At 43.9% G+C, this 25,987-nt stretch carries 23 protein-coding genes; 9 read left to right on the top strand and 14 right to left on the bottom strand.

Annotation, left to right across the window (positions count from 1 at the left end):
• Positions 1–124: 124 nt before the first annotated feature.
• Positions 125–985 (bottom strand): LysR family transcriptional regulator, encoded by an 861-nt coding sequence (locus ALT761_RS14870; protein ID WP_129739760.1) that lies wholly within the window; start codon positions 983–985, stop codon positions 125–127.
• Between the two features lie 87 nt (positions 986–1,072).
• Between ALT761_RS14870 and ALT761_RS14865 the strand changes: the two genes are divergently transcribed.
• Both ALT761_RS14865 and ALT761_RS14860 read left to right on the top strand, forming a co-directional pair.
• On the top strand, positions 1,073–1,288 hold the full coding sequence (locus ALT761_RS14865) for a DUF2798 domain-containing protein (RefSeq protein WP_129739759.1): 216 nt from the start codon (positions 1,073–1,075) through the stop codon (positions 1,286–1,288).
• A complete protein-coding gene (locus tag ALT761_RS14860; RefSeq protein ID WP_129739758.1) occupies positions 1,285–1,593 on the top strand; it encodes a putative quinol monooxygenase in 309 nt (102 codons plus the stop codon). The genes ALT761_RS14865 and ALT761_RS14860 overlap by 4 nt, the downstream gene beginning before the upstream one ends.
• Before the next feature lie 29 nt (positions 1,594–1,622).
• Here ALT761_RS14860 and cyoE read toward each other — a convergent pair whose 3' ends face one another.
• From cyoE to ALT761_RS14830, 6 genes are all read right to left on the bottom strand, one after another.
• Positions 1,623–2,498, bottom strand: a complete 876-nt coding sequence (gene cyoE / locus ALT761_RS14855) for a heme o synthase (protein WP_197725003.1) — start codon at positions 2,496–2,498, stop codon at positions 1,623–1,625.
• A gap of 53 nt (positions 2,499–2,551) precedes the next feature.
• Positions 2,552–2,944 (bottom strand): cytochrome o ubiquinol oxidase subunit IV, encoded by a 393-nt coding sequence (gene cyoD, locus ALT761_RS14850; protein WP_129739756.1) that lies wholly within the window; start codon positions 2,942–2,944, stop codon positions 2,552–2,554.
• The gene (gene cyoC, locus ALT761_RS14845) at positions 2,944–3,570 is read right to left on the bottom strand and encodes a cytochrome o ubiquinol oxidase subunit III (protein ID WP_129739755.1); all 627 of its coding nucleotides are present in this window, start codon (positions 3,568–3,570) and stop codon (positions 2,944–2,946) included. Before cyoC ends, cyoD begins: the two co-directional genes overlap by 1 nt.
• Positions 3,567–5,555 carry a cytochrome o ubiquinol oxidase subunit I gene (gene cyoB, locus ALT761_RS14840; RefSeq protein WP_129739754.1) on the bottom strand — a complete coding sequence of 663 codons (1,989 nt, stop codon included), beginning with the start codon at positions 5,553–5,555 and terminating at the stop codon, positions 3,567–3,569. The genes cyoC and cyoB overlap by 4 nt, the downstream gene beginning before the upstream one ends.
• Before the next feature lie 2 nt (positions 5,556–5,557).
• Positions 5,558–6,499 (bottom strand): ubiquinol oxidase subunit II, encoded by a 942-nt coding sequence (gene cyoA, locus ALT761_RS14835; protein WP_442858128.1) that lies wholly within the window; start codon positions 6,497–6,499, stop codon positions 5,558–5,560.
• A gap of 214 nt (positions 6,500–6,713) precedes the next feature.
• Positions 6,714–7,133, bottom strand: a complete 420-nt coding sequence (locus ALT761_RS14830) for a hypothetical protein (RefSeq protein WP_129739752.1) — start codon at positions 7,131–7,133, stop codon at positions 6,714–6,716.
• 727 nt (positions 7,134–7,860) lie between these two features.
• On the opposite strand from ALT761_RS14830, the gene ALT761_RS14825 reads away from it, so the two are divergent.
• The 3 genes from ALT761_RS14825 to ALT761_RS14815 all read left to right on the top strand — a co-directional run bounded on the left by ALT761_RS14825 (position 7,861) and on the right by ALT761_RS14815 (position 14,446).
• The gene (locus ALT761_RS14825) at positions 7,861–8,754 is read left to right on the top strand and encodes an SDR family NAD(P)-dependent oxidoreductase (protein ID WP_129739751.1); all 894 of its coding nucleotides are present in this window, start codon (positions 7,861–7,863) and stop codon (positions 8,752–8,754) included.
• Positions 8,755–8,920: 166 nt separating this feature from the next.
• Positions 8,921–12,178, top strand: a complete 3,258-nt coding sequence (locus ALT761_RS14820; protein WP_129739750.1) for a WD40/YVTN/BNR-like repeat-containing protein — start codon at positions 8,921–8,923, stop codon at positions 12,176–12,178.
• A gap of 93 nt (positions 12,179–12,271) precedes the next feature.
• Positions 12,272–14,446, top strand: a complete 2,175-nt coding sequence (locus ALT761_RS14815) for a TonB-dependent receptor plug domain-containing protein (RefSeq protein WP_129739749.1) — start codon at positions 12,272–12,274, stop codon at positions 14,444–14,446.
• Here ALT761_RS14815 and ALT761_RS14810 read toward each other — a convergent pair.
• Positions 14,429–14,962, bottom strand: a complete 534-nt coding sequence (locus ALT761_RS14810; protein ID WP_129739748.1) for a PepSY-associated TM helix domain-containing protein — start codon at positions 14,960–14,962, stop codon at positions 14,429–14,431. The genes ALT761_RS14815 and ALT761_RS14810 overlap by 18 nt on opposite strands.
• 140 nt (positions 14,963–15,102) lie before the next feature.
• The gene (locus ALT761_RS14805) at positions 15,103–16,155 is read right to left on the bottom strand and encodes an L-dopachrome tautomerase-related protein (protein ID WP_129739747.1); all 1,053 of its coding nucleotides are present in this window, start codon (positions 16,153–16,155) and stop codon (positions 15,103–15,105) included.
• A gap of 218 nt (positions 16,156–16,373) precedes the next feature.
• Between ALT761_RS14805 and ALT761_RS14800 the strand changes: the two genes are divergently transcribed.
• Both ALT761_RS14800 and ALT761_RS14795 read left to right on the top strand, forming a co-directional pair.
• A complete protein-coding gene (locus ALT761_RS14800) occupies positions 16,374–17,552 on the top strand; it encodes an endonuclease/exonuclease/phosphatase family protein (RefSeq protein ID WP_129739746.1) in 1,179 nt (392 codons plus the stop codon).
• Positions 17,553–17,688: 136 nt separating this feature from the next.
• Positions 17,689–18,420: a diguanylate cyclase gene (locus tag ALT761_RS14795; RefSeq protein ID WP_129739745.1), complete on the top strand. Its 732-nt coding sequence runs from the start codon at positions 17,689–17,691 to the stop codon at positions 18,418–18,420.
• Positions 18,421–18,498: 78 nt separating this feature from the next.
• Here ALT761_RS14795 and ALT761_RS14790 read toward each other — a convergent pair whose 3' ends face one another.
• The 5 genes from ALT761_RS14790 to ALT761_RS14770 form a co-directional block, all read right to left on the bottom strand.
• Positions 18,499–20,232, bottom strand: a complete 1,734-nt coding sequence (locus ALT761_RS14790) for a M1 family metallopeptidase (RefSeq protein WP_129739744.1) — start codon at positions 20,230–20,232, stop codon at positions 18,499–18,501.
• A gap of 221 nt (positions 20,233–20,453) precedes the next feature.
• Positions 20,454–20,720, bottom strand: a complete 267-nt coding sequence (locus ALT761_RS14785) for a DksA/TraR family C4-type zinc finger protein (RefSeq protein ID WP_129739743.1) — start codon at positions 20,718–20,720, stop codon at positions 20,454–20,456.
• 402 nt (positions 20,721–21,122) lie between these two features.
• Positions 21,123–22,346, bottom strand: a complete 1,224-nt coding sequence (locus tag ALT761_RS14780; protein WP_129739742.1) for a M56 family metallopeptidase — start codon at positions 22,344–22,346, stop codon at positions 21,123–21,125.
• Positions 22,339–22,731: a BlaI/MecI/CopY family transcriptional regulator gene (locus tag ALT761_RS14775; protein ID WP_129739741.1), complete on the bottom strand. Its 393-nt coding sequence runs from the start codon at positions 22,729–22,731 to the stop codon at positions 22,339–22,341. The genes ALT761_RS14780 and ALT761_RS14775 overlap by 8 nt, the downstream gene beginning before the upstream one ends.
• Positions 22,732–22,975: 244 nt before the next feature.
• Positions 22,976–23,440, bottom strand: coding sequence for a hypothetical protein (locus tag ALT761_RS14770; protein WP_129739740.1), 465 nt, complete (start codon positions 23,438–23,440; stop codon positions 22,976–22,978).
• Positions 23,441–23,771: 331 nt separating this feature from the next.
• Here ALT761_RS14770 and ALT761_RS14765 point away from each other — a divergent pair, with 331 nt between their 5' ends.
• Positions 23,772–25,247, top strand: a complete 1,476-nt coding sequence (locus tag ALT761_RS14765; RefSeq protein ID WP_232043471.1) for an aminotransferase class V-fold PLP-dependent enzyme — start codon at positions 23,772–23,774, stop codon at positions 25,245–25,247.
• The gene (locus ALT761_RS14760; protein ID WP_232043470.1) at positions 25,153–25,638 is read left to right on the top strand and encodes a RidA family protein; all 486 of its coding nucleotides are present in this window, start codon (positions 25,153–25,155) and stop codon (positions 25,636–25,638) included. The genes ALT761_RS14765 and ALT761_RS14760 overlap by 95 nt, the downstream gene beginning before the upstream one ends.
• Positions 25,639–25,987 lie beyond the last annotated feature (349 nt).

Here is a 25,987-nt window from a genome sequence, read left to right as displayed (position 1 = left end):
AGTGGTTTCTTTTTCTTATATTGGTGAAGATAAGGTAGTAACCTTATAAATAGAGGGAAGCCGAGCGTTGGCTGCCCTCTATTCCGCCCGTGTTTATTAGCTAAAATGAGGTGGTTTTATCCTATTAACCTACAGGCATGGCGCCGCCGCACAAAGACGGAGTGGCACTACAATAACGATGAACACTTTCAATTAAATCCCGCGCTTGAACACTGGGGCTAGATGAATTAGGCCACAATGCATAGATGGGGCGAGTAAATAACTGCTCACTATGAAACTGCAACTTAGGCGTTTTATCATCTATGAGTGTCTGAATTTCAGTACTGGGTAACAGTGCTGCCCCATTTCCTGACGCCACAAACTGTCTCGCTAGCGTAATATCACCCACGAAATGCACATTGTCATACTCGTCGGCTAAAGTAGTAAACTGCTCAGCGTTGGGAATTTGTTTGATGGTGTAAGGTACAAAAAGATGAGAAGTATTTAGTTTATTATCCCTTCCAATAATGTGAACGGAAACACTGCCCATTCTTCTCTGTATCAATGAAGAGTCTTGCTGTTCACCTACCCGAAACGCGATATCAAATTGCTTTTGGCTGGTTAATACGTTGCGGTTGTTAGGCTCTATACGCAGTTGTAATGTTGGATGAGCAAATTGAAATTCACTGAATGGCGTAAATAGTGGGCCGGCTACCAAATTTTGTGGGCATAACACACTAAGCCTATTTAGTTGTGTACTGTCGTATGCTTGCACCTTTTGTTTTACGCTTAAAATAACATCGGCAACATCATCGTATACCATTTTACCAAATGCAGTTAACACTACGCCCCTAGACGAACGAGACAGTAAAGGGGCACCAAATCGCTTTTCAAGTTTCGCGATACGTTTTGATAACGCTGAGGGAGATATACGCAAATCTTCCGCCGTTTTAGCGAAACTGCCTCTTTGGATTACTTCGATAAAAAGCGTTAAGTCATCTAGCACATCATTTCCTGCAATCTAAGGTTTCCATTTCGCTTATTCTCACCAAGCGACATAGGTATACACTAACATCGCTTGAAGGAGGAATAGATGGAAAGAATTATATTTACTGCGCTGTTTTCATGTTGTCTGTCTGGACTGATGTCCGGTTGGGTGACATTTATTAATTTAGGGATCACAGATACGTTTTTGTCAGATTGGTCAATGGCATTTATTAAGGCTTATCCCATGGCCTTTGTGGCTGCATACGGCCTTGCTAAGCCAATTAAATCATTAACCCAAAAAATCATAGGATCAAATTCATGACAAAAGCCGACAAACCGGTGCATATCGTTGCCATTATTCAACCACAACCACGCTATTATGAAAAGGGAATAGAGGCGCTGCAGCGCCTTCTCATCCCCACCAGAGGTGAGCTAGGGTGTATTCGTTTTGACGTTTTCGAAGATAAAGAAAATGGCCAATATATTTTGGTTGAACACTTCAAATGCCAGGCCGACTTAGACTTTCATTACGCGCAAGAATATACCAAGTCGGTATTTGCACTGTATGAAACTATATTGGCAACAGCACCTGAAATTCGCCACCTTTCTCCCATAGAAGCGAGCTAGCACCTAAATCGCTACGTAAAAAAGTGTAACTAAAAAAGACTTAAAACATGGCTGTGATAATCCACAGCCATGGCAATTGAGAGCGCCGTAATATTGATAATTGAAAACCCGAACACTTGACGGGCCCAACCTTCAATATTGATATCGCGGCGGTATCCTCGCAGCGCCATAATCAACCACCATAAGCTGGTGGAAAATGCCACGGCCAAAAAGCCCACACCCGTATAACCACTAATTGGCAACAGCAGTGTAACCATGGCATATACCGCAATGTATAACACGATGTGCTGCTTAGCTTTTGCGATGCCTTCTGCCACCGGCAATACCGGTATATTGGCAGCTTCGTAATCTTTGAAACGGAAAATAGCGATGGCATAGGAATGGGGCATTTGCCATATACTGAACATCACTAGCAATATAGCGGCGGCGGTGTCGAATTCACCGGTTACTGCACAGTAACCGACCACGGGCGGTACCGCGCCAGATAAGCTACCAACAAGGGTGCCATACACAGAGTTACGCTTCATGTATAAGCTATACACGCCTACGTAAACCACATAACCTAAGGCTGCGAAAAGCACTGCCGTAAGATTGGTGTAAAAAGCCAGTAAAGCGAACCCAGCAACCCCTAGCACTACACCGTGCCAAAAGGCTGCTTTCAACGACATTTCGCCGGTGACAGTCACCCTAGCGCGTGTTCGCTGCATTTTGGTGTCAATGTCGCTGTCTATGCAGTTGTTAACTGCACATCCAGAAGCCACCACTAAAGACAAGCCAGCCAAGGTCGCGACCATCAAAGGCCAGTCAACATCCCCGCGGGCGGCAAGTAAAAAACCACCTGCTACGGAAATTAAGTTTCCCATGATGATACCGGGCTTGGTCACCGATAAATAGCGTCGAAATATCGCGTTCATTTTACTGTTTACCTTGTTGCTTATGCATAATGAATAGCAATACGCTAATACATCATCATCGCGTTAGATTCGTAAATTATCCAAATAGATAGCCCTACTACCATGAAGATAATAAGTGCGCTGAATAAAAACGAAATGGTACTGGCTCTGCCGTCTTCAGTAACAAAGTTAAGGTGAAGGAAGTACTTAAGATGAACCCAAATTTGTACGAGTGCGAAAACGACGATGCTCCACAGCGTAGTCACTTTTGAGAAGTCGCCTTCCATTACCATCCAAAATGGGATCGCCGTCAAAACCACCGATAGCACAAAGCCAACAAGATAAGTTTTTACGCTGCCATGATCGGCAGCGTGATTGACTGAGGTTGCATTGTCATCGTTAGCACTATTTCCCGCTAAAGCACTAACGCCAAATTTATTAGTACGATGGCCCGCCATTACATTGCCCCCATTAAATAAACCACGGTGAATACGCAAATCCATACAATATCGAGGAAATGCCAGAACAAGCTTAAGCAGCTAAGTCTTGTGACTGTTTTCTCAGGTAAGCCTCTTCGCGACACTTCGATAAACAAAATTGTCATCCAAATAAGCCCCGTCGTTACATGAATACCATGTAAGCCTACTAGCGAGAAAAAGGCAGTAAGAAAGGCGCTTTCTTGAGGGCCATTGCCATGCACAATTAAGTGATGGAATTCATATGCTTCCATGCCGATGAACGTCGCACCCAAAACCCAGGTGATAGCTAACCATGCTAACGCACCGCTTTTGTTTTGCTTGTGCGCACAAATCATGGCGAAGCCAAAGGTGATACTACTAACGAGTAGCGCGGCGGTTTCAACCGCCACAAAGTTAAGTTCGAAGATGTCTTTTCCAGACACACCACCGGCCGTGTTCATGAACAACACCGCATAAGTGGCAAAGAATGAAGCGAATAACAAACAGTCGGTCATTAGGTATAGCCAAAAACCGAATACCGTATTGTTTTCGTGATGTTCGTGGTCGTGATCTAAAGCGTGCTCTTCGTGAATATCGTGAGCTATATCATTTGCTAGTGCGCTCATACAGACGCTCCTTTCGCATTAGCCGTTAAATGCGCATGTTCAATTTTTTCTATCTCATCTACCTGAACGTAGTAATCAACATCAGAGGTGTAACAACGCTTAATAAATACACCTATTCCAGCGATAAGCCCAACCGCAGCTAACCACCAAATATGCCAAATAAGCGCAAAGCCCATCACGGTAAAGCTCATACTCATAAATACACCCGCAGAGGTATTCTTCGGCATGTGAATAGGCGCGTATTTCTCAGGTTTTTGATAAGAATCGCCTCGTTCTTTTGTGTCTGTCCATGCATCGATATCTTTGATGTGAGGAATGTTCGCAAAATTATAAAACTGAGGCGGAGACGCCGTGGACCACTCAAGTGTGTGTCCATTCCATGGATCGCCTGTGGTGTCATCAAGCTTGTCTTTGTTTTTAAAGCTTATGTACAACTGTAATAGCTGGAAGAAAATACCAAGGGCAATAACAAACGCACCTACTGCCGCAATGTAGAGCCACAAGTTCCAGTCAGGGTTATTGGTGTGGTTAAGCCTGCGGGTCATGCCCAAGAAGCCCAACACATACAATGGCAAGAACGCCATCATGAAACCAATTTGCCAGCACCAAAAGGCGGCTTTACCCGTTCTTTCATCAAGCTTAAAGCCCATGGCTTTCGGGAACCAAAATGCAAACCCTGCCAAGTAACCAAATACCGCACCACCAATAATAGTGTTATGGAAATGAGCAATTAAAAATAAGCTGTTGTGAAGTACATAGTCGGCACCAGGAATAGCGAGTAACACACCGGTCATTCCACCAATGGTAAAGGTCACCATAAAGCCTAATGCCCAAAGTACAGGCACGCTGAGTACCAATCGGCCGCGGTACATAGTAAATAACCAGTTGAATAGCTTCACCCCTGTCGGCACGGCGATAACCATGGTCATGATACCGAAGAAGGCATTTACATTGGCACTTGAGCCCATGGTAAAGAAGTGATGCAGCCATACCACAAAACCTAGAATGGCAATTGCGCCGGATGCGTACACCATAGAGGTGTAACCGAATAAGCGTTTTGCCGTAAAGGTGGATATAACTTCAGAGAAAATACCGAAAGCAGGTAGCACCAAAATGTAAACCTCAGGGTGGCCCCATGCCCAGAATAAATTGATGTACATCATAGAGTTACCACCTGCTTCGTTAGTGAAGAAGTGGAAGTCTAGATAGCGGTCTAGTGTTAGCATGGCTAGCACTGCGGTAAGAATCGGGAACGACGCGGCAATAAGGATATTTGCCCATGTGCATGTCCACGTGAAAATTGGCATTTGCATCAATTTCATGCCCGGTGCACGCATCTTAAATACCGTCACTAAGAAGTTAACCGCAGTAAGTAGCGTGCCGAGCCCTGATATCTGCAAGGCCCATATGTAGTAGTCGACGCCAACCCCCGGGCTTAATTCAAGCCCCGCTATTGGCGGATAAGCTACCCAACCTGTTTTTGCAAATTCACCTATACCTAATGAAATATTAATGAGAATGGCGCCGCCAGCGGTAAGCCAAAAACTTAAATTATTCAAAAAGGGGTAGGCAACATCACGAGCACCAATTTGCAGCGGCAGCACAATGTTCATTAAACCAATCATAAATGGCATGGCCATAAAGATGATCATAATAACGCCGTGGGCGGTGAAAATTTGGTCGTAGTGTTCCGGTGGCAAATAGCCAGGCGCACCATTAGTCGCTACCGCAAGTTGGGTACGCATCATAATGGCGTCGGCAAAACCACGCAGTAACATCACCATAGCCAGTACAATGTACATAATGCCTAGGTGTTTGTGATCCACAGACGTGATCCAGTCATTCCACAGTGTGCCCCACTGCTTGTATTTTGTAATGAGCAGCGCAATAGCAATGCCCACTACAGCAATCACTGCCAACGTAACCATGATAATAGGTTCGTGGTAAGGCACTGACTCTATAGATAATTTACCTAAAAAAGACATAATTATTCGTTAACCTCTTCATGATGACCCTTGTGCATATCCGGCATAGCTTTTTTCATACCTGTAGCCGCGTTATCAGGCTTGCTGTAAAAATCCATCGAGCCGTGGTCTTTCATATATTTCATTAGTATTTCGTGGAATAACCCATCACTTACATCGCCGTAGTAGGTTACAGGGTGATTTTCGGTCGGTTCTGCGAGTTCTTTGTAAGTGCCAGAAGTTAATGCCGTATCTTCTTGCTTAACCCTCTCTACCCAAGCCTCGAAATCAGCTTCAGTTGGGGTGGCAATAGCATTGAATTTCATACCTGAGAAACCAGCGCCACTGTAGTTAGATGAAATGCCTTTGAACGTACCTGGCTCATTTGCAATAAGGTGTAACTTGGTTTCCATTCCGGCCATCGAGTAAATTTGGCTACCTAATTGAGGGATGAAAAACGAGTTCATGGCGTTTTCAGAGGTAATTTTGAACGCGATGGGCTTGTTAGCAGGAAAAACTAATTCGTTCACCGTAGCAATGCCTTGCTCTGGATAGATGAACAGCCACTTCCAGTCTAACGACACCACTTCTACAGTAAGGTGTTCACCTTGGCCTTCAAGCGGCGCGTATGGGTCTAACGCTATGGTTGAACGCCAAGTGATAACGCCTAGCGCAACAATAATGAGCACGGGAACTGACCATACTAACGCTTCAATTTTGGTAGAGTGGGCCCATTTTGGGGTGTAAATTTCAAAGTCGCGACTGGCGCGATATTTCCAAGCAAAATAGAGCGTTAGCACAATGACAGGGATCACAACAATGAGCATAAGAATGGTGCAAAGAATGATCAGATTCTTTTCATCCATACCTACTTGCCCTTTAGGATCGAGTACACCGCCGCTGCAACCGGCTAGCATTAGCACGATTGTGGTAAAAGTTAATTTAAAGAGGTTACGAATAGACAAAAACATTTTTCCTATAACCCGTAAGTTCAAGGGAGTGCGGCAATTAGCCAGCGCAGATAAACAGCACCGACGAGCAGCAAAGATAAGCAGCAAATAGGGCATCGATATGTATTCGAAGACAATAGATAGCCGCTGTGCTTAATCCGCAAAGACAAGCACGCAATTTAGCGTTTTCGGGACACGATTAGTGGTTACACATCGGTATCAAAAACGGTTAGCTAAGAGTGGGAGGGGCTCGGCTACCAATTTTTTGAATAAAGGGGTGAGGGTATTCGTGAAAAACGAAAGGAACAGGTTGGTCATTGCCAATAAACTGGGCTCTAGCGGTGGCGCAAGCATGAACTTGAAGGCCAACCAGTACTAGTATAATGGTAGGAAGAGAAAATAGGGAAAGCGCTTGATTGAAAGCGGCAATGAAAAAAGGCTCAATAACAATATTGTCGTGAAGCGCACTAACAAATTCGCCTGAATCGGCCATTGTGCCGCTGGCTATCAATGCAACGTTAAGCAGCAAGGCTGCGTTCGCAATCCATAGGAATACCCCTACACCCGTGGTGTAGTGTTGAAGCTTCTGCAAAAATGCTTTAAAAGCAGGGGGCAGAAAAACATCAATGGAAGGGTGTGGATTGACCATGCTTACGTAAGAATCCTCGAAAATTGCAATTGCCTAGACTGTAATTGCCTAGAAAACCGAATCAAATTGAGTTGTTATTGAGCGTGGGAGAGTAATGATTAATTCTATTTATCACAAGGGGGGGAACAGACCCACTTTATTAGAAGTCCTCTTAATAGCAATGCTTAGCTTTCACTTGTGTTAACAAAAAATTGATTTTTTAAAGGTTGAGCGTGTAGATGCTATTTTTAGCTGAATGCTTAATATATTGGGATTGTGCATTCTATTTGTATGCTTTTTTCACCGTTAAAGTATCGTTTTGTTAATTTAATGTTTTATCTTTCTGCATGTTTTAGCCTTCACGAAGTAAGTTAGGATAACCGTTAAGTAAGCCGATTTTTGCGATGAGTAGAAGAACTCAATTTTGGCTTACAACCTAAATATTGATGAATATCAGTCATATTTAATTAAGCCGTCATATTATCAAAATCATAAAACGCGCTATTTTTATTAGCCTCACTAAAAAGCAGTAGCCTGTTTTCTCCATATTATTGATTTCATGAAGTATCTGAAATTAGCCAAATAAAGTATCTACGCTTACATCAGCAGACTACTCTACTTGTCGATGATTTAACGCATTTAGCTCCGCTTCTTTGTTGACCTTACTTTGATCTGGTCGTAGTGGTGGCGGCAAGCAGACGTTGCAGCAACTGTATTTGCTGCGGGAATAAAGACAACAGGAGAGCAGATGTCTCAGTCTAATGAATTTTCAGGTAAAACCGCGGTTATTTCTGGCGCAGCGGGTGGAATTGGCTTAGCCCTAAGTGAAGCATTAGCGGCGCAGGGAATGAATATTGTTATGGCCGATATAGATGCCGCAGCCCTTGCACAATCTAGCGAAGACTTGCACTCAAAAGGCTACAAGGTAATCACGTGTTCACTTGATGTCACCGACTATACCCAGTGGGAAGAGGTTGTTGCCAAAGCGAAAGAAGCGTTCGGCAAAATCCATATGGTTATTAATAACGCGGGTGTTGGTGGTTCGCCTGGAAAAATTGAAGACTCTGAAGCTGAAACTTGGCGCTGGGTAATGGACGTGAATGTGATGGGCGTTTTGTATGGTGCTCAAGCTTGTGTTCCGGCCATTAAAGAACATGGTGAAGGGGGCTGGGTATTAAACGTGGCATCGATGGCTGGCATGATGGGTATGCCTTACGCGGGCGCATACTGTGCCTCTAAGGCAGCAGTAGTGTCTATGACTGAGAGTTGGATGCCAGAGCTAGAGCCATTTAATATCCACACGTCGGTGTTGTGCCCTGCATTTGTAAAAACCCGTATTCATGAGTCTTATCGCAACAGACAAGAAAAATATGCGGTAGCCACAGAAAAGCGAATCGATAAAGAAAAACTTAAAGCAGGGGCCAAAGCGGCCACGATGGCGGTGGAGTCTGGTATTCCAGTGTCTATGTTGGCTGAACGTGTGTTAGAAGCATTGCGTTCAAAGCAAACTTATATTTATACCCACCCTAACTATCGCAAAGTAACTCGCGGCCGTGCTAAAGCTATCGACAACGGGTTTGTCGACGCTGAAAACAGTTCTGTAGTAGGTCATTTAATTAACGATGACATCGTCACTTTTTAATTGGAAACCTTCCCTTACAACGCCTATCCACTGACGACCATTTTTTAACCTCTATATTCGGTGGTTGGTCGTGTGTTTATTGAAACTTTATGGGTTTGTTAGTAACTCTATATAGTGTTACTACCTATAATTCTAAATTCCAATAAACACTCTGTGGATAATAATAATGAAGAAGCTTCTTAAAGCTGCAGTAGCTGTATCTCTTGCGCTCTCATGCTCGACTGTTTTTGCAGAAAACTCTAACAACGACAAATCTATTTTTAGCAGTTCAACTTTTAAAGCTATGGAGCTGAGAAACATTGGCCCTGCTTATATGTCTGGCCGAATAGCAGACATTGCTATCGATCAAAATAATCCTTCAACATGGTACACCGCAGTAGGTTCTGGTGGCGTGTGGAAAACCACGAACGCAGGTAATACCTGGACGCCAATCTTCGATAAGCAAGCGGTTTACTCTATTGGCGATGTGACTATTGCACCTAGTAACTCAAATATTATTTGGGTAGGTACTGGTGAGAACAACGGCGGGCGTCATATTAGCTTTGGTGATGGCGTATACAAGTCTGTAGATGGCGGTCAAACATGGAATAATGTGGGCCTAGAGAAGTCGGAACACATCTCTGACATTATTATTCACCCAACAAATCCTGACATCGTGTGGGTGTCTGCTCAAGGGCCACTATGGTCTGGGGGCGGTGAACGCGGCCTTTACAAAACTACCGACGGTGGCGACACATGGAAGCAAGTACTCACGCCTGCCGATAAATGGACCGGCGTGACTTCCTTACTTATCGACCCGCGTAACCCTGATAAACTTTACGCAGCCACATGGGCTCGCCAACGTTCAATTGCGGTATATGTAGGGACTAATGAAGGTGCGGGTATTCATACGTCTGACGATGGCGGTGAAACCTGGACCGAACTCAAAACCGGTTTGCCAGAAGGTAACATGGGTAAAATAGGCATGGCGATATCGCCTATGAACCCCGACGTGCTTTACGCCACTATCGAAACTGACAATCGCAAAGGCGGTTTCTATCGTTCAGCCGACCAAGGCGCAAGTTGGACCAAGGTCTCTGATGAAATAGGTGCAGGTACAGGCCCTCACTATTACCAAGAAATCTTTGCTGATCAACACCAGTTTGACCGTGTTTATATTGCCAGTAACTACAGCAAAGTGTCGGACGATGGCGGCAAAACGTGGACGCCAATTAATACTAAGCGCAAGCACGTAGATGACCATGCTATGGCATTTCACCCGACTGATCCTGATTTTGTTTTGATGGGATCAGATGGTGGTATTTATATGTCTCATGACCGCATGGCGAACTGGCGTTTTATGGCTAACTTGCCGTTAACGCAGTTCTATAAAGTGGCACCGGATGATTCAAAACCTTTCTACATGATTTATGCGGGTGCACAAGACAACTCTACCCAAGGGGGGCCATCTCGCACTATGCGCAAAGATGGTATTAAGAACAAAGATTGGTTCTTAACCCTAGGCGGCGATGGGCATCAGCCAGCGGTTGAACCAGGCAACCCAGATATTATGTATTCTCAATGGCAGCAGGGTAACCTTACCCGCGTAGACATGACCACCAAAGAAGGTGTTTATGTTAAGCCGCAGCCATTGCCGGGCGACCCTGCTGAGCGTTACAACTGGGATGCACCTATTAATGTGTCTAGCCACGATCCTGCTCGTATTTATTTTGCATCACAGCGAGTATGGCGTTCTGATAACCGTGGCGATAGCTGGACAGCCGTTTCTGGCGACCTCACCCAAGACGGAAACCGCATGCATATGCCGATGATGGGCAGAACGTGGTCGGTAGAAGCGGGCTGGGATTTGTACGCTATGACAGAATTCCACACTATTGCTAACTTCTCTGAAAGCCCAGTAGATGAAAACATTCTGTGGGCAGGTACTGATGATGGCATCATTCAAGTCACTACCAACGGCGGTGAATCGTGGAAAAAGATTGAATTAGACGATATTAAAGGTATTCCTGCTACCGCTTATGTAAATGATATCCGTGCTGATTTATACGATCCGAATACCGTGTATGTCGCTCTAGATAACCATAAATATGGCGACTACAAACCCTACTTGATCAAGTCGACGAACCTAGGTAAAAAGTGGACATCACTTGCCGATGACCTACCTGCAAAACACCTTGTTTGGCGTATTGTGCAGGATCATGTGAACAAAAATTTGATGTTCATTGGTACCGAATTTGGCGTTTTCTTTACGGTTAACGGCGGTAAAAAGTGGGTTGAACTTGATGGCGGCATGCCAACTATTTCTACGCGCGATGTAAAAATTCAGCGCAGAGAAAATGACTTGGTGGCCGGTACATTTGGCCGTGGTATTTACATTCTAGATGATTACGCACCGCTTCGCGCATTAACGGAAAAGTCGATGGAACAAGACGCCTTGTTATTTGCGCCTAGCCGCCCAGTGAAATGGTTTCAACTAGATACTAGGCATTCTGACTCAGACGGCGACGACCGTTTTGTGGCAGAGAATCCAGCACATGGCGCTACGTTAACCTATTTCTTAAAAGACAGTTTGTTAACTGCGAAGGGTAAACGTCAAGAAGCTGAGAAAAAGCTTCTTGAAGATGACAAATATCCTAAGTATCCAAGTTGGGAAGCGATTGAAGCTGAACTTCAAGAGCCAGAACCTGCTGTTTATGTAGAAATTCGTGACAATGCGGGCGACGTGATAAATCGCGTATCGGGAAGTGCTAAAAAAGGGCTTCACCGCATTACGTGGGATATGAAGTACTCAAATACCACACCGCTTATCAAGAAAGACAGCAAAAATAATGGCTTAATGGCATTGCCGGGAACCTATAGTGCGACCTTGTTCAAGCGTGAGGGGTCAACAGTTACTCAACTGGCTGAGCCTGTTGAGTTTATGTTGGAATCTATCTATGAAGGTGCACTTGAAGGGGCATCTGCTGAGGAAATTTCCGCTTATGGTAATGCGGTTACTAAAGCGCAGAAACGTGCAATATCTTCAAATACTGTACTGGGCCAAGTGAAAGAAACCATGGCATTACTTCGTGTTGCTATTGACCGTACCCCTAGTGATGTTAGCCAACTTGAAGCACAATTTGCGAGCATTCAAAGTGAAATAAACGATATTAATAAAGCGTTTACTGGCTTAGAGTCGCGCAATCGTAAAGGGATCAAACCGGCTAATATTATGAGTCGCTTGCGTTACGCAAGGTCTGCACTGGGGTCATCTTATGGGCCGACTCAACAGCACAAAGACCAACTTGGTTACGCTGAAGATGAATTAAGCCAAGTAATTGCGCGCATTAAAACGTTGCATGAAACCACGCTGCCTGCGCTTCAGCAAGCGGTGGTGAATGAAGGGGGTCCTTGGACTGCTGGCATTCCGGTTATTGCAAACTAACGGGCGTTAGTGCAAACAGATGCGGCAGCGTTACGCTGCCGCGTTTTTTATTTTCACCCTTCTTTTTTAGCTTTACTACCGTAGCAAGACCCAATGAAAAGCCTGTCGTATTCTCTCTCTTTTTTATCTTCTGCTAAGTTTTCGCGTTTTGGATTAGCACCTTTTAGACTATTGTTAACCGTTTCCCTTTTCGCATTACCTGTTTTTTGTGCCAGTGCCACTGATGACCAAGGCGCTGATGCTCAAGGCGCTAATGGTGAAGGTGTTGATGCTGAAGGGGCTAACAATGCAAGCTCCAACGACATTAGCGCTAAGGAAGTCGAGCGGTACACTGTTACCGCAGAGCGTCCCTATTACAATCAAACCTTAAACAGCATTTTCCCCCAATATACTTACGATAAATCGAATCTTGTGGGTAGCCCTCATATTAATGATATTTTGCTTCAATCGCCTTCAGTTAACTTAAATGGGCAAGGTGGGCAAATTCAAAATATCAATATTAGGGGCTTTTCTCGCTGGCGAATTCAAACCTTACTTGATGGCGTACCTATTGTGAGTGACCGCCGAGCAGGGGCGAGCGTGGGGTTTGTTCCTCCGTCATTTATTCAAGGCGTGGCCGTCATTCCAGGCGCTGCGTCTACCTATTTAGGGTCGGGCGCTATAGGTGGCGCTGTGGATTTGTTACTACCGTACAACACAGATCCAAACCTTCAAATAGGGTGGAGTAGTAACCAACAGGCACAAGATTATAGTTATGCCGATTATGCAGGCAATACCGATTGGAACCTGTCGTATCGTAAAGGCAATAACGGCTCTGACGCACAAGGTAATACTCTGTTTGATAAGTTTGAACAAACCGCCTTGTTTATAAGACATCGGCCGGAAAATGGCGTGCTGAAAGAAGCCTGGACGTTGTATTCAGACAACAGTGATATCGGTAAATCCAGCAGCGATTTTCCAGAAGATAGAGTAACTACCTACCCAGAAAATACGCACTGGCTAGGTAAAATGACGTTTGCATTCTCTAATATATTTAGCGGTGGCATGGCTAGCTCTGATACTTCTAGCACAGACCTAGTAAGCAACCTTTGGTGGCACCAATCCACACTGGACACCCACATTTTAAGGCCAGAGGATCGGATAAACGAAAGTGAAAGTGAGGCGTTAGATTTCGGGTTTGATGTGGGCAGTAACGCACGTATTAATAACTGGCAGGTAAACTGGCAAGTTCAATTGATGGGGCGGGAGGGGGTAACTATTGATGAAAGAGAGTTCTCCTTGGTTTCCTCTGCTAGTGGAACGCTTGTAGGTGAATCTCTTTTAAATGAGACATTAAGCTCGACCGGCTCATCTTTTATCTCTGAATTAGCTTACGCGCTTCGTACATTGGATGCCAGTGAAACCACAGTGGCAGGTATTGCTGATGCAACACGCTCTTTTGGTGATACCTCGCTAGCGTTTGGAGGTAGGTTAGATTGGCAGCAACAGTCTAACAATGCTGATGATGTCACTAATACTAACATCAGCGGTTTTATTGGCGCTAGCCATATACTTTCGCCGCAATGGACGGCTAGTGCTTACTTATCTAGCGCCTTTAGGAATCCGTCATTAACCGAACGCTATTTCTCCGGTGAAACCCCTCGGGGTACCGTGTTAGGTGATGTCGATTTAGACACAGAGCAGGCCACAAATATACAGGCTTCTCTATCGTACAGCAGCAACGCTTTAGCGGGCTCAGTTGAAGTGTTTCGGCAGAAAATCAATCACTATATTGAACGAACTACGGTATCTGAAGATGTGCAGGTTTATAGCAATTTAGACAGTGCTACTATTCAAGGCATAAGCTATCAGCTAGATTGGTTGCAGTCACAAGCGGCAAATAGATCGCAAAATAACGAATCAGATCATGGGTATTGGTTCGTGCAGTTGAATGGCGCGTGGATTGAGGGCGAAGACAATATAGGTAGCGCTATTGCTGATATTCCGCCACATAGTCAGCGACTAACACTAGGGTATGAAGTAAGTGATGTACGCCTATTTTCAACGCTTGTTTATCGTGCAAGCAAGCGAGATATTGGCGATGGTGAAAAAGAACTCGATAATGTAACCACAGTAGATATTGGCGCGGCGTGGCAACTTAACCAACGTACTTCACTGCAAGCTAGCTGGCGTAATCTTACTAATCAGCAATATTATGTAAGCGCCGACGACAAAGCGGCATTTGCGCAAGGTGAAAGTGTACAGCTAGCGTTAACCTTTTTGCTGTGAACGGTAGTAACGTTTTCGATATTTACTCTTTAATGTAGTAAATAACATCACTAAGCCCGTCAGCCATAAAATGAATAGCAAAATGGCGGCGGGCAAGAATAGCCATAACTTTGCGCCTTCAAAAAACCAACTGCCATCGTGAATAGCTTCAATGGTATCGGTACGCCGATAAGCAACCTGCAGCACTTCACCATTGGTTGCGTTCAGCTGCACTTCCCACTGATTCTTTCCGCGTACTTTTATAATGCCTTTGTCGGGCCTAACGTCTAAACGGTCGATGTCGTCCCAACTGTTTAATTCGGCTTCAGGGACGAGCTGAATTGCCTCAATAATACTATCGAAACTAATAGATGGGGCGTTACCAGCGGCTTTTTGAGTCGGCGGTTGTAGCCAGTCGAACTCTTTTTTTACCTGCAACAAAAGACCGCTGCCAATCACAACAACGACAGGAATAAAAATGGCCAAAGAGAGCCACAAGTGAATATTGCGGCTTGTTTTACGCAGGTTAATCGACATGCACTTACTACCTAAAAATGAGTAACCACTATACTGCATCTGACTTTATGAGTAAAAATGGCCTTAGGTACTTCGGCGCATATCGCCCCGCTTTTAGCGCAATATTCCTAGTTTAATCTTACGATAAGAGTTTTTTCATCTTATTCAGTGTGGCTGCCTTGTGACGGTAAGGCTACCTTATAAACCTCAAATTCCATGTCGCTTACATCACTACCGGCATCTTGAATTTTACTGTTGGTATAGTAAAGGGAATCGCCATGAATACTAAACGTGTCAGCCCAATTTACCGCATCTCCATTTACTAAGGTGTGCAGTGTGAAATCAGGTGTTAAGTACTGAACTAACTGTTTCTCTAAATCGGCAAGGTATAATATTCCATCATGATAAATCAAGCCATCCGGCGCACCCGTAGTGGCGATTTTACGTACTTTATTTGCAATGTCGTCGTTACTGGTTGGTTTTATATCTTGAGTATCGATGGCGTATAAGCTGTAGCCACTTAAAGCGTGAAAATAAACAATGTCATGTTGGCTATCAAGCGCTAGGCCATCAGAGTGAACTGTGTTCGTAAACGGTTTTCCAGCAATATCTAACGTAGAGGTTTCCGCACGAGTAGATTGATGGTTATCTAAAATGCGGTAACTACTGTTATCGCCTAAGTCGTAGATGACGAGCCCGGCATGACCAGAATCTGTCATATAAATTCGATTAGTTTTATCATCAACGCGTAAGTCATTAATGTAGGAGTCGGAGTGATAAGCACTGCTGCCTAAGGTGAGTACACTTTCCACCGTATTTGTTTCAAGGTCTATTACGAAAATGCGAGGTGCATCTTTAACCCCTTTAAATTGCGGGTTACGGGTGTCTAAAACATATAATTTATCGTCGTGAGCCACCACCGACTGTACCGCTAAAAAGCAATCATCGCTCACCCTTGTTGACGCCACACAGCTATTTAACTGCTCATTTGGATAAGCTTCAAAACTTCCTGAATTTGAAACTTTTGCTACCGCAAATTCGACACCGCTTCTCCAGTTGGGCGCATTAACAAATACATCGCCGTTGCCACTCACTGTGACACCCGTTATTTGTGTTCCCTTTATGCTTGCTAGCTTTTGTGCGGTTTGTGCACCTAACGAATGCGCTGAAAAAAAGGCTAATCCCATCGTGAAAAATAACTGTTTTAAAGCCATGTACTTGCCCTGTATTATTAATGGTGAGTGTTTGTAGAAAGACATTCAGTGTAGGAGCTTTTTGTTATTGATACCCTTAAATGCTACGTGTGGCTTAAAAGAACGGCTCAGTGGTAGATTTTTTTGTTTTAGGTTTTTCAAAGGCAGTTGCAACGTAATGTATATTTTCCAGTTATTTAACCACTTGTAATAAATCCAGTTTCAAATGAGTAAAGTTTATGAACCATAAATATGTCGCACTGTTTTTAATGGCTTTTTCATCGGTGCTTAGTGCCAACACACTAAAAGTTGCCACGTTCAATGTCAGCATGGAATCAACCAACTACAACGCGCTTGGTGTAGCGCCTAGCGCTAAGGTTTTACAGCAGGTGCTATCTAATGGTGAGAATCAGCAAGTTAAGAACATTGCTGAAATTATTCAACGTGTTAACCCCGATATTCTGTTACTCAATGAGTTTGATTATATCGCCGACCAGTCGGTAGGTATTGATAACTTTATAAAGCATTACCTGAATGTATCTCAGGGGGGTCAAAAAGCGGTAGATTATGGCTATGTTTATACAAATACCGTCAACACTGGTGAGCCGACTAATTTTGATTTAGACAATAATGGCAAAAAAGAACAATACGGCGGTGATGCTTACGGATACGGCTTATACCCAGGCCAATATGGCATGGTGGTATTGTCTAAGTACCCAATCCAACAGGCGAATACACGGACTTTTCAAACTTTCAAATGGCAAGATATGCCTGATGCGCAACAGCCAATTTCACCCGCTACCGCACCAAATAAAGAGGATAAGCCTTGGTATTCAGAAAAGGAGTGGAAGGCTTTTCGCCTAAGCTCAAAATCTCATTGGGATATTCCAGTTAACGTGAATGGAGAAATAGTGCATATATTGGCTATGCACCCGACACCGCCAAATTTCGACGGCGCTGAAGACAGAAACGGTACGCGCAATCACGATGAAATTCGCCTAATGGCAGATTACTTAACGCCAGAACGTGGAGACTATATTTACGACGATGCTGGCGAGCAGGTTAGCTTAAAAGAGAAAGACCGATTCGTATTAGTTGGCGATTTTAATGCCGCTGACATTGGCGATAAACACAGACCTGATGTGATAGAGCAATTAACCGAAAGCCCGTTAGTCAACAATAGCCTTATTCCAACGAGTGCTGGCGGCGCAGAAGCATCCAGCGAAGCCTTTAGTAACCGTTTCACTGCATATTGGGGGGCAAGAGCCGATTATGTACTGCCTTCACAGTATGGTTTTGACGTAAAAGACGCGGGTGTTTTTTGGCCTACCAAAGACAGTGACTTGTTCAGGTTAGTTAAAGACAGACAAGCAAGTTCTGACCACAGAATGGTTTGGGTGTCGCTAGCTATAAAATAGTTCGCTTACATCCGTAAACGTTAAAAAAATTTAATGAGCTGCTAATCTGTTCTGCCATCTCGCCCGTTTATAACCTCATAGACCTTTGCTTACGTTACTTGATGTAGGCCATGTTTAAGAGGAGAGGCAGGTTTCTATGGACGATCCTACGCTAATTATCCTAATGTATTTCATCATTCCCATCTGGTTCGTGGCGGGCATTGTTGACTGGTTTTGCCACAGGCGAAGTAATATTTCCGGTACGAGCGGCGCAAAAGAATCTTTTATCCATTTACTTATGTTCGCCGAAGTGGGTATTCCGCTTTTTATGGTGCTGATATTTGAAGTAAACAGTCTAATTATCGCCATTAGTATCGTGTTGTTTTTTGTGCATGAAGCTACGGCAATGTGGGATGTATCTTATGCTGTAACCAAGCGCCGTGTAGGCCCAATTGAACAGCATGTTCATAGTTTTTTAGAAATGATCCCGCTGCTAGCTTTAGTGTTAGTGGTGGGCCGTCATTGGCCGCATTTTACTGCGCTGTTTGGTTTTGGCGACATTCCCGCTGACTTCGCGCTAGAACTTAAAGAAGACCCCTTACCCACATGGTATTTAGTTACCGTACTATTGATAGCACTAGCCTTAGAATTTGTACCCTATTTGGAAGAATTAATGCGTGGTATAAAAAGTGATCGTCAAAGCGATAATGATGATTCGATTGACACAGAGGGGAGAAGCGTTACCCCCGTTTCAGATGCAGAAGCCGAGGCTGCTAGCCCCTTTGCCTCGTCAGTGGCTGGGGAAGAAGATCCGGGTGTAGCATTAGAAGAACTGGTAGAAAGTAGCGATGTGGTTACCCCTATTTCTAAAAATAGTAAAAAACGGTAAAGGGGTATCAATGGATTGGTTTTACCAACCTCAATTAGCGCATATTTAAGGGAGCTTTTTAAGCTCCCTGTCGTAAGCTTATTTTTCGGTCTGCATGCTTTTCATTTCAGCTTGCGCTTCCTGCCAGGCCTTATAATCCTCGAAGCGTTGTTCGTAGCGAAGCACCTTACTATTAGGATCGGCAACCACTACATCGTATGGGCTTACCGTTAAGCTGGTTTGGTTTTGCATATCAAGCGTGGTTACTTCACCGTTTACGCTAACCTCTAGGGGCATAGGGAAGGGTAAGCGACTTTCTGTTTTCCACGTAAAGGTGACTTCATTTTCTGTGCGGGCTACATCTAATATAGGTAAAGCCGCGCTGAATATATACACGTCAAAAAACCAATCTAAATTATGCTCGCTGTTTTTATTGACGATATCGATAAAGTCTTGAGTATTGGCGAAAATAGGTTCGAAATTGCCAGGTTGTGGGTCAACGCGGCCATACACAAGTTCGGTTACAGAACGGAAAAAGCGTTCATCACCCATTAACCCTCTAAGTGTATGAATAACCCATGAACCTTTGGCATAAATATCACCCGCAGGGCCTTTTTCGTACACATCTTCTTCTGACAATAATTCGTTACTTACAATAGGGTGAGCATTAGCCAACCCTTTTCGCTGCGCATTAAGCTTCACAAAATAGGCTTCATTGCCGTGAAGGTATTGGGCATATAACGGCTGCATGTAAGTGCCAAACCCTTCGTGTAGCCACATGTGATCCCAGTTGTCGTTGGTTAGCTGATTACCAAACCATTCATGGGCAAACTCGTGCTGCATTAGCCAATCATATCCAGCGTCATCTTTTCTATATTCATTGCCATAGGCGTTTATGGTTTGGTGTTCCATACCCAAGTGAGGCGTTTGTACTATGCCCACTTTTTCGTCCGCGAACGGGTAGGGGCCAATCATACGCTCGAAAAAGGTTATCATTTCAGGAAGTTCGGCAAATAATGCCTCGGCTTTTTCTTCGTTTTCTGGAAGATGGTAGTAGGTTAACGGGTAGGTGTTACCGTATATGCTGGTAAAACTTTTGGTCAGCTTTTCATAAGGCGCTATGTTTAAGGCAATGCCATAAGTATTGTGCATCGACTTGGTTTGCCAATGAAATGTGCGGTCATTGCCTTTTTCTTCAGTAGCGACCAATACGCCATTACTGGCGGCCACAAGCGGCTTAGGTACGGTAATGAAAAGCTCGGTGTTAGCGGGTTCGCCGTAAGGTTGGTCAATACATGGCCAGAAAAGGTCGCACCCTTCACCTTGTACTGCTGTTGCCAACCATGGATGTCCATCCGGTGTTTTTTCCCACATCACACCACCATCCCAAGGGGCTCTAATCGGCGTGCGTGGGTGTCCAGAATAGACAACGCGTAAGGTTGCAGGGAAAGACACTTTGCTATTTGGCGATACAATAAGCTCGCCTTCAAGGTTACTAAATTGCTGTGCAGTTAGCTCGGTACCATTTAGCCAAACGCCTTCAATGGTAAAACGTGTGTCTAAATCCACAGAGATTTCTTGTTGTGGTGAAGGAGCCTGCAGCGTAAGTGTGGTATCGCCAAACAATATCTCTTTGTCAAAATCGAAAGAAAAGGCAAGCTTTGCATGACTAATGGATAAATGCTTTTGTCTTTCAGAAATTTCTCCGCCAGACTTTAACGTGTATGGTGTTGATAGCTCGGCTGCTGTTTGATTGACTGAAGACGCGGGTTGCGTTGCACACCCAACTACAAATGTTGAGGCACACGCTAGGGCAAGCGTTTTTAATTTCATGTGTTTTCCGTTTTTATTATTGTGACTTCGTTATTCCGTTCTTACTGTTATACGAACGGGAACAAGATAAATCAATAACTTATCTTTCGCAAAAGTCCTAATACTATGCAACGTGTAAACGGTTAATACGAGGGTAAGTAGGATGAAAAGCAATAACTGACCGCGTGGTTAATCGAATTTCTGATAAAGGCGGCTTTCTATAAGGCGACTATTTTCATAGCCTATCTTAGCTGGCTATCTTTACTGCCTCTACGGTTGAACAGCGACTCTACTTTACTTGCCTTCTCCATTTCGGATTGACAGTCAATACACAATTGAACACCGGGCACTGCTATGCGTCTGCGTTCAGGAATAGGGGCATCGCACTCTTCACAGAACTCTGCACTCTCACCTTGATACATACTGTTTTTAGCACGCGCCACGGCATCTTCAACGCTTGCGTCTATCTGATCTTGAACAGCCCCGTCTTTTGCCCAGCCACCGGCCATGTTTCCTCCTAAGTGTTGCTTGTGAGTTTGCTAATAACCAATATTCAATACCATCGGAATCAAAACCAATCAGCATCAATACTCATCACTAGCGCTAAAATGAAGCAAAGAGAGTGCCGAGCCCTTCCTCAAGAATTTTTGGTAATAGTTACAACAGGTTAAGGTGGGTGAAAAAAGGTAAAGTAATGTAGTTAACACGGAGTGCCCGTAGTTTTTACTGACCACAGTGAAATATCTGCTTCGTTCTGTGATGGAATGGTCTAAGGCAGAGTGGTCTAAGATAGAGTAGCCTAAGACAAAATAGCGTATGAAGCAGAAGTTTGAGAGAGAATAGCCTTGTTTGAAGAAAACACTAAAAGGAGCAAGAGCTCCTTTTAGTATTCTTACTGTTTTGGCTTAAGCTTACTTATCAGTGCCCGCCGTTAATGGCTGGTCAAGTTTATAGTCGAGCTGCACTAACAAACCTGTTTGCCTGCGGGCTACACCACCTTTAATTGCTGGTTTGTATTTCCATTGCTCAAGCGCAGCTTTTGCACTTTCATCAAATATACCTTCGGGCGTGGCATCAACTACAGTGATATTGTCGGTGTTACCGGTTTTAGTAATATCAAACTGCAGTACGACGAAGCCTTCAATATTGCTTTTTTCGGCCGACGAGGGGTATTCAGGTGATACAAATTCTACCGGGGCTGCTTCGTCAACTTTCGACTGTTTGTGTTCAGTATTTTGAAGTGGCACATTGGCTAACGCCATGTTGGCCGTTACTAAGGCAAAAATAGCAGCTGTGCCAGCGGCAAGTAATTTATTACCTTTATGCGGGGTTTTAATCGCGTTCAATCTTTTAATCATTGTACTTTTCTCTCCAAAGGTTGGGTACAGGTTTACTGCTTGTGAATTATGCTCGGCACAACATACAAGTGCTTTTGCATAAATGAGTTTCTCGGTTGGTGATTTGTTGGCGAGCACTGCGTTATCGCATGCTAATTCTTGACTGCTACGAAACGACTTCAATGCAATCCAGAGCACGGGGTTAAACCAAAAAAGCACCGCAAACGCTAACGCAATGGCATTCCATAGGTTATCTTTGTGTTGGTTATGGACACGTTCATGTTCAAGTATTAATGCTTGTTGGGAGCTTGAAAACGCGGTCTTAAAGTAACTTGGCAGCAGTACGGCTGGTTTCAGGAAGCCAAAGAGCATAGGTGTAGAAGCTTTATCAGAGTAATAAGCGCGAAGGGAAGGTGATGTATTTGAGGTTACCGGAACCGTTGCGCTAGGCGCTCGCGCAAGGTGCTTTTTATCAATAGATCGTAATATATTTATATGGTTTACCACTATGTAGGCCGCGACTGCACTAGCACCTGTTGCCCATAACCAAAACAGCACGTTGAACTGCGCACCGGATACATTAGGATTAATGCCTACTAAATAGCGACTGATGCTATTAGCGGGAATAGAAACCAAATCAATTGGTAGGTTGTTCATCACAAGTGCAGCCGGAAGTAATAACCATACTTTGTAAACAAATGTAGTGCCTAGTTGGGCAGTAAGGAATCGTTCACAAAGAATCAATAGCGCCAGAACAACGGTTAACATAGTTTGCTGAGAAATTATCCACTCAATCATTGTCTTTCTCCCATTGCTTGATCACCGCTTTAAGCTCATCGATATCTTCTTTAGATAACTCGTTTTGGTTGGCAAAGCCTGCGATCATTGGCGCAACTTTACCTTTGAAGAGTCGGCTTAAAAAGCTACTGGTTTCTTCTTGAACATATTCTTCGCGGGCAATTAAGGGGTAGTAAAGGTACTGACGCTGCTGCTTGTGAAAACTGATAGCCCCCTTTTTAACTAAGCGTCCAAGCAAGGTTTTCACCGTTTTTTCATGCCACGGTTTATGTTGATTGAGGCGCTCAATGACCTCGTTAGACGAAATCGGGTTGCTGTCCCAAATCACGTCTAATACTTCAAACTCGGTATTGCTAATATCTGGCTGCGCTTTAGGTGTGTTCATAATTATTTCGCTTTAACCAATGTGGTAGTGGCTTTTCTATAAATGGATTACACATGTAGTCTTAATTTAAGATTACATGTGTAATTCTAAAGCGCAAGTTTTTATCGCGTTTTTTTTAATCAGCGCTGGAGGGAAGGAGGCTGGCCTGCCACGAGAGTGGCCCATCAGTGGAGCAGGGAAGTGTGAGTGGTTGGTGCATACCTATTATTTATTTTAAAGCGTTTAATTGGCTGTTTTACAGCCATTAAACGCCGCGAATTTTCTTGAAAATACTAGCGGACAACAACGATAAAAGCCCTGTAGCTATACCTGCAAATAAGCCTATCCAAATAGCGTGCAGGGGAATAAAAAGAAGTGCCAATGCGGCTGTCGATGATAGGCGCTCACCATTATAGGAAGGGTAATGTAAGCCCCAATATCCCCAAAAATGGAAAAGCGCTATAGCCATTAATGCCGCCCAAAAGGCTACTTTCTCATGAACAGAATAATAGCCACCAAGGAATACAGCTAGACTAGTAAGCAGCAAGTAAGGAATAAGCCGAAAGGGAGCCGATTCAAAGTAATCAAAAAAAGAGGAATATCGAAAGATATGCTCGAAGCTGGCTTCGAAACCATAACCGCCAATGGTAATGGCGAGTAACCAATCTACTGTTATCTCATTGATTACAAAAAAGCAGAAAATCAATACACCCCAAAACCATTTGTTCATCTACCGCTCCTTTTTGATTCAGTGCAATCATTGCTTAGTATCTGAAACCTTAATTAACTTCCCGCCAAAGCGCCTCATGCTTTACGTTTTTTTGCTAGAAATTTACACACAATAACAAACAGCAGTTCTGACGATAGAGGTTACTGTTGCCCATTAAGCGAGGTGTTTAGCGCTGAGGTTGGCACAAGGCGAAACCAACGGAAAAGCAAATCATTAAATCATGTGGTTTAACAATTGCTTCAATTGGCTGCGATAGACTATTTAAGATTCAAATGTATTGAAATACCGATGTTTCTCTTTTCAATTTAGGCCTAGTAGTGAGCGTGATTTCATGAGTGAAGTACCTGAATATTTAAACCGCAGACGTATGATTAAAACCCTTGTAGGTGGGGCGTTTGGAACTTTGACGGCCACAAAGTTGGCTTATGCCAGCAGTGGAATTTCTTCATTAAAAACGCATCAATTTTCAAAAGTAACCAAGGGTTTATCGCCCGAGTTGCTGGCGAAAGATGAATCATTTTGGGCACAAGTTGCACTGAATTATGACAAAGCGCAGGGGATAGTTAATTTAGAACATGGTTACTGGGGGAAGATGTCTAAGCAGGTGCAGGAAGTATTTATTGATAAGACGAAAATGGTGAATACACAACTTTCTGTTTATGCACGTAAGCATTTCTCTGATGACCTAAAGCTAAGCGCTAGCAAAATAGCACAAGCGTTAGGTGCCAATCATGATGAGGTCGTTATCACTCGTAACGCGACGGAATCAATTCATAACTTAATGCGTCAATACAACGACTTTAATGCTAACGATACCGTATTATTTGCCGACATCGATTACCCTAGTTTTAAAGATACCATGCGTTGGCTAGCTAAAACGCAGAGCGTCGAACCTGTGGAAGTCACATTACCTGCGCAAACTAATCAAGCTGAAATCCTTAAGATATACACGAAAGCCTTTGATGAAAATCCTAATTTGAAGCTAATGCTGCTTACTCATGTGAGTAATCAACACGGCCTCATATTGCCTGTTGCTGATATCGCTAAAGCCGCAAAAGCCCGTGGTATAGATGTTATTTGTGATTGTGCCCAATCGTGGGGGTTGCTCAACTTTAATATTGCCGAATTGAACGTGGATTGGGCAGGCTTCAACTTGCATAAATGGATAGGTAGCCCCGTGGGTGTGGGGGCGCTTTATATGAAGAAGGGCACGCTAGACAAAATATCTCCATACCCTGGTGAAACCGACCCTACCAATACGTTGGCTCACAAACGGGTGCATACAGCGACTTCAAATTTTGCGTCTATCTTGACGATCCCAACCGCTATTGATTTTCATCAGTCTATAGGGGCTGCCAATAAAGAAGCGAGGTTACGTTACTTGCGTAACTTGTGGGTAGAAGAAGCAAGGAAATTGCCTACTATTGAAGTGCTGGGCGGCGAAGATGACGCATCAAGCACAGGAATGGGGGCATTTCGAATAAAAGGTAAAGCGTCGCTAGACGATGCCAAAGCTTTGCAGAAAAGACTAGAAAATGAATTCAACGTATTTACGGTAGTAAGAGTAGGGCTAGCCAGTGGTTGCTGTATAAGAGTAACACCGCAGATATTCATTTCAGCTGAAGAAATAAAACCAATTAATTCTAGCGTTAAAAAGCTTATAAAAAGGAAGAACGATGAAGAAATTTATAATAGCGACAGCAGCCTCATTAATGTTTGCGCCCACGGTGGCAATCGCGAATACACCAGAGGAAAGCTTAAAATCAGAAGGCTTTTCCTTACCTGCGCCAGTGAAGCCCATTGCTAATTACGTAACGTGGCGCCGTGCAGGAAATATACTGTACTTATCGGGTCACGGCGCCTGTGAAGGAAAAAGTGTGCTGGGTAAATTGGGGCAAGATGTAACAATAGAGCAGGGGTACGATGCCGCACAACGGGTAGGACTATGTGCATTGGCAACCATCAAAGAAGCCACTGGCGATTTGAGCACGGTAAAACAAGTGCTACAAATAACAGGCATGGTAAACGCTACCGATGATTTCACTGGGCATTCACTCGTGATAAATGGCTTTTCCGATATATTTGTTACTGCGTTTGGCGACGATGGCAAAGCAGCAAGAGCCGCCGTTGGCATGAGTAGCTTGCCGGGTAACATGGCGGTTGAAGTGAGTGCTGTTATTGAATTGAAAGGCAGTTAAAGAGAGCCTGAAAGCGAGAGCTAAAAAAGGCTAAACCTAAGTTCGCATGTACGCGACACTAATATTTGAAAGTTTTTAAATATAGTGATGAGTGTTGTGTGCATACACATCCATGCTACGCCATTTCTCACCTAGACAGAGAATACATGGCCGGCTTGCCCGGCTTCACGTATTAATCCCTCGACGATATAACGACCCAGAGCTCAGCTTTTATGTGGAACACCGCCGAGCATAATATGCCAAAATCTTGGCAAGGCTAACCCCGATCTCTCAATTCGCTTTTTGGTAAGAAAGGTCTATTTTTGAATGAGATAATTGCGAAGACTAGCGCTTAATTTTTGATTAAGTC

This window comes from Alteromonas sp. 76-1 (assembly GCF_900654235.1).
Taxonomy (GTDB): domain Bacteria; phylum Pseudomonadota; class Gammaproteobacteria; order Enterobacterales; family Alteromonadaceae; genus Alteromonas; species Alteromonas naphthalenivorans.
This window is presented reverse-complemented; position numbering and strand designations above follow the sequence as displayed.

Coding starts and splice junctions, on each gene's coding strand:
- ALT761_RS14775 (WP_129739741.1), bottom strand. CDS start 22,731: ATGAACACACCTAAAGCGCAGCCAGATATTAGCAATACCGAGTTTGAA.
- cyoD (WP_129739756.1), bottom strand. CDS start 2,944: ATGGCGGGCCATCGTACTAATAAATTTGGCGTTAGTGCTTTAGCGGGA.
- cyoC (WP_129739755.1), bottom strand. CDS start 3,570: ATGAGCGCACTAGCAAATGATATAGCTCACGATATTCACGAAGAGCAC.
- ALT761_RS14760 (WP_232043470.1), top strand. CDS start 25,153: ATGTTTGCGCCCACGGTGGCAATCGCGAATACACCAGAGGAAAGCTTA.
- ALT761_RS14780 (WP_129739742.1), bottom strand. CDS start 22,346: ATGATTGAGTGGATAATTTCTCAGCAAACTATGTTAACCGTTGTTCTG.
- ALT761_RS14865 (WP_129739759.1), top strand. CDS start 1,073: ATGGAAAGAATTATATTTACTGCGCTGTTTTCATGTTGTCTGTCTGGA.
- cyoB (WP_129739754.1), bottom strand. CDS start 5,555: ATGTCTTTTTTAGGTAAATTATCTATAGAGTCAGTGCCTTACCACGAA.
- ALT761_RS14800 (WP_129739746.1), top strand. CDS start 16,374: ATGAACCATAAATATGTCGCACTGTTTTTAATGGCTTTTTCATCGGTG.
- ALT761_RS14805 (WP_129739747.1), bottom strand. CDS start 16,155: ATGGCTTTAAAACAGTTATTTTTCACGATGGGATTAGCCTTTTTTTCA.
- ALT761_RS14860 (WP_129739758.1), top strand. CDS start 1,285: ATGACAAAAGCCGACAAACCGGTGCATATCGTTGCCATTATTCAACCA.
- ALT761_RS14765 (WP_232043471.1), top strand. CDS start 23,772: ATGAGTGAAGTACCTGAATATTTAAACCGCAGACGTATGATTAAAACC.
- ALT761_RS14790 (WP_129739744.1), bottom strand. CDS start 20,232: ATGAAATTAAAAACGCTTGCCCTAGCGTGTGCCTCAACATTTGTAGTT.
- ALT761_RS14820 (WP_129739750.1), top strand. CDS start 8,921: ATGAAGAAGCTTCTTAAAGCTGCAGTAGCTGTATCTCTTGCGCTCTCA.
- ALT761_RS14770 (WP_129739740.1), bottom strand. CDS start 23,440: ATGAACAAATGGTTTTGGGGTGTATTGATTTTCTGCTTTTTTGTAATC.
- ALT761_RS14825 (WP_129739751.1), top strand. CDS start 7,861: ATGTCTCAGTCTAATGAATTTTCAGGTAAAACCGCGGTTATTTCTGGC.
- ALT761_RS14815 (WP_129739749.1), top strand. CDS start 12,272: ATGAAAAGCCTGTCGTATTCTCTCTCTTTTTTATCTTCTGCTAAGTTT.
- ALT761_RS14785 (WP_129739743.1), bottom strand. CDS start 20,720: ATGGCCGGTGGCTGGGCAAAAGACGGGGCTGTTCAAGATCAGATAGAC.
- ALT761_RS14830 (WP_129739752.1), bottom strand. CDS start 7,133: ATGGTCAATCCACACCCTTCCATTGATGTTTTTCTGCCCCCTGCTTTT.
- ALT761_RS14795 (WP_129739745.1), top strand. CDS start 17,689: ATGGACGATCCTACGCTAATTATCCTAATGTATTTCATCATTCCCATC.
- ALT761_RS14810 (WP_129739748.1), bottom strand. CDS start 14,962: ATGTCGATTAACCTGCGTAAAACAAGCCGCAATATTCACTTGTGGCTC.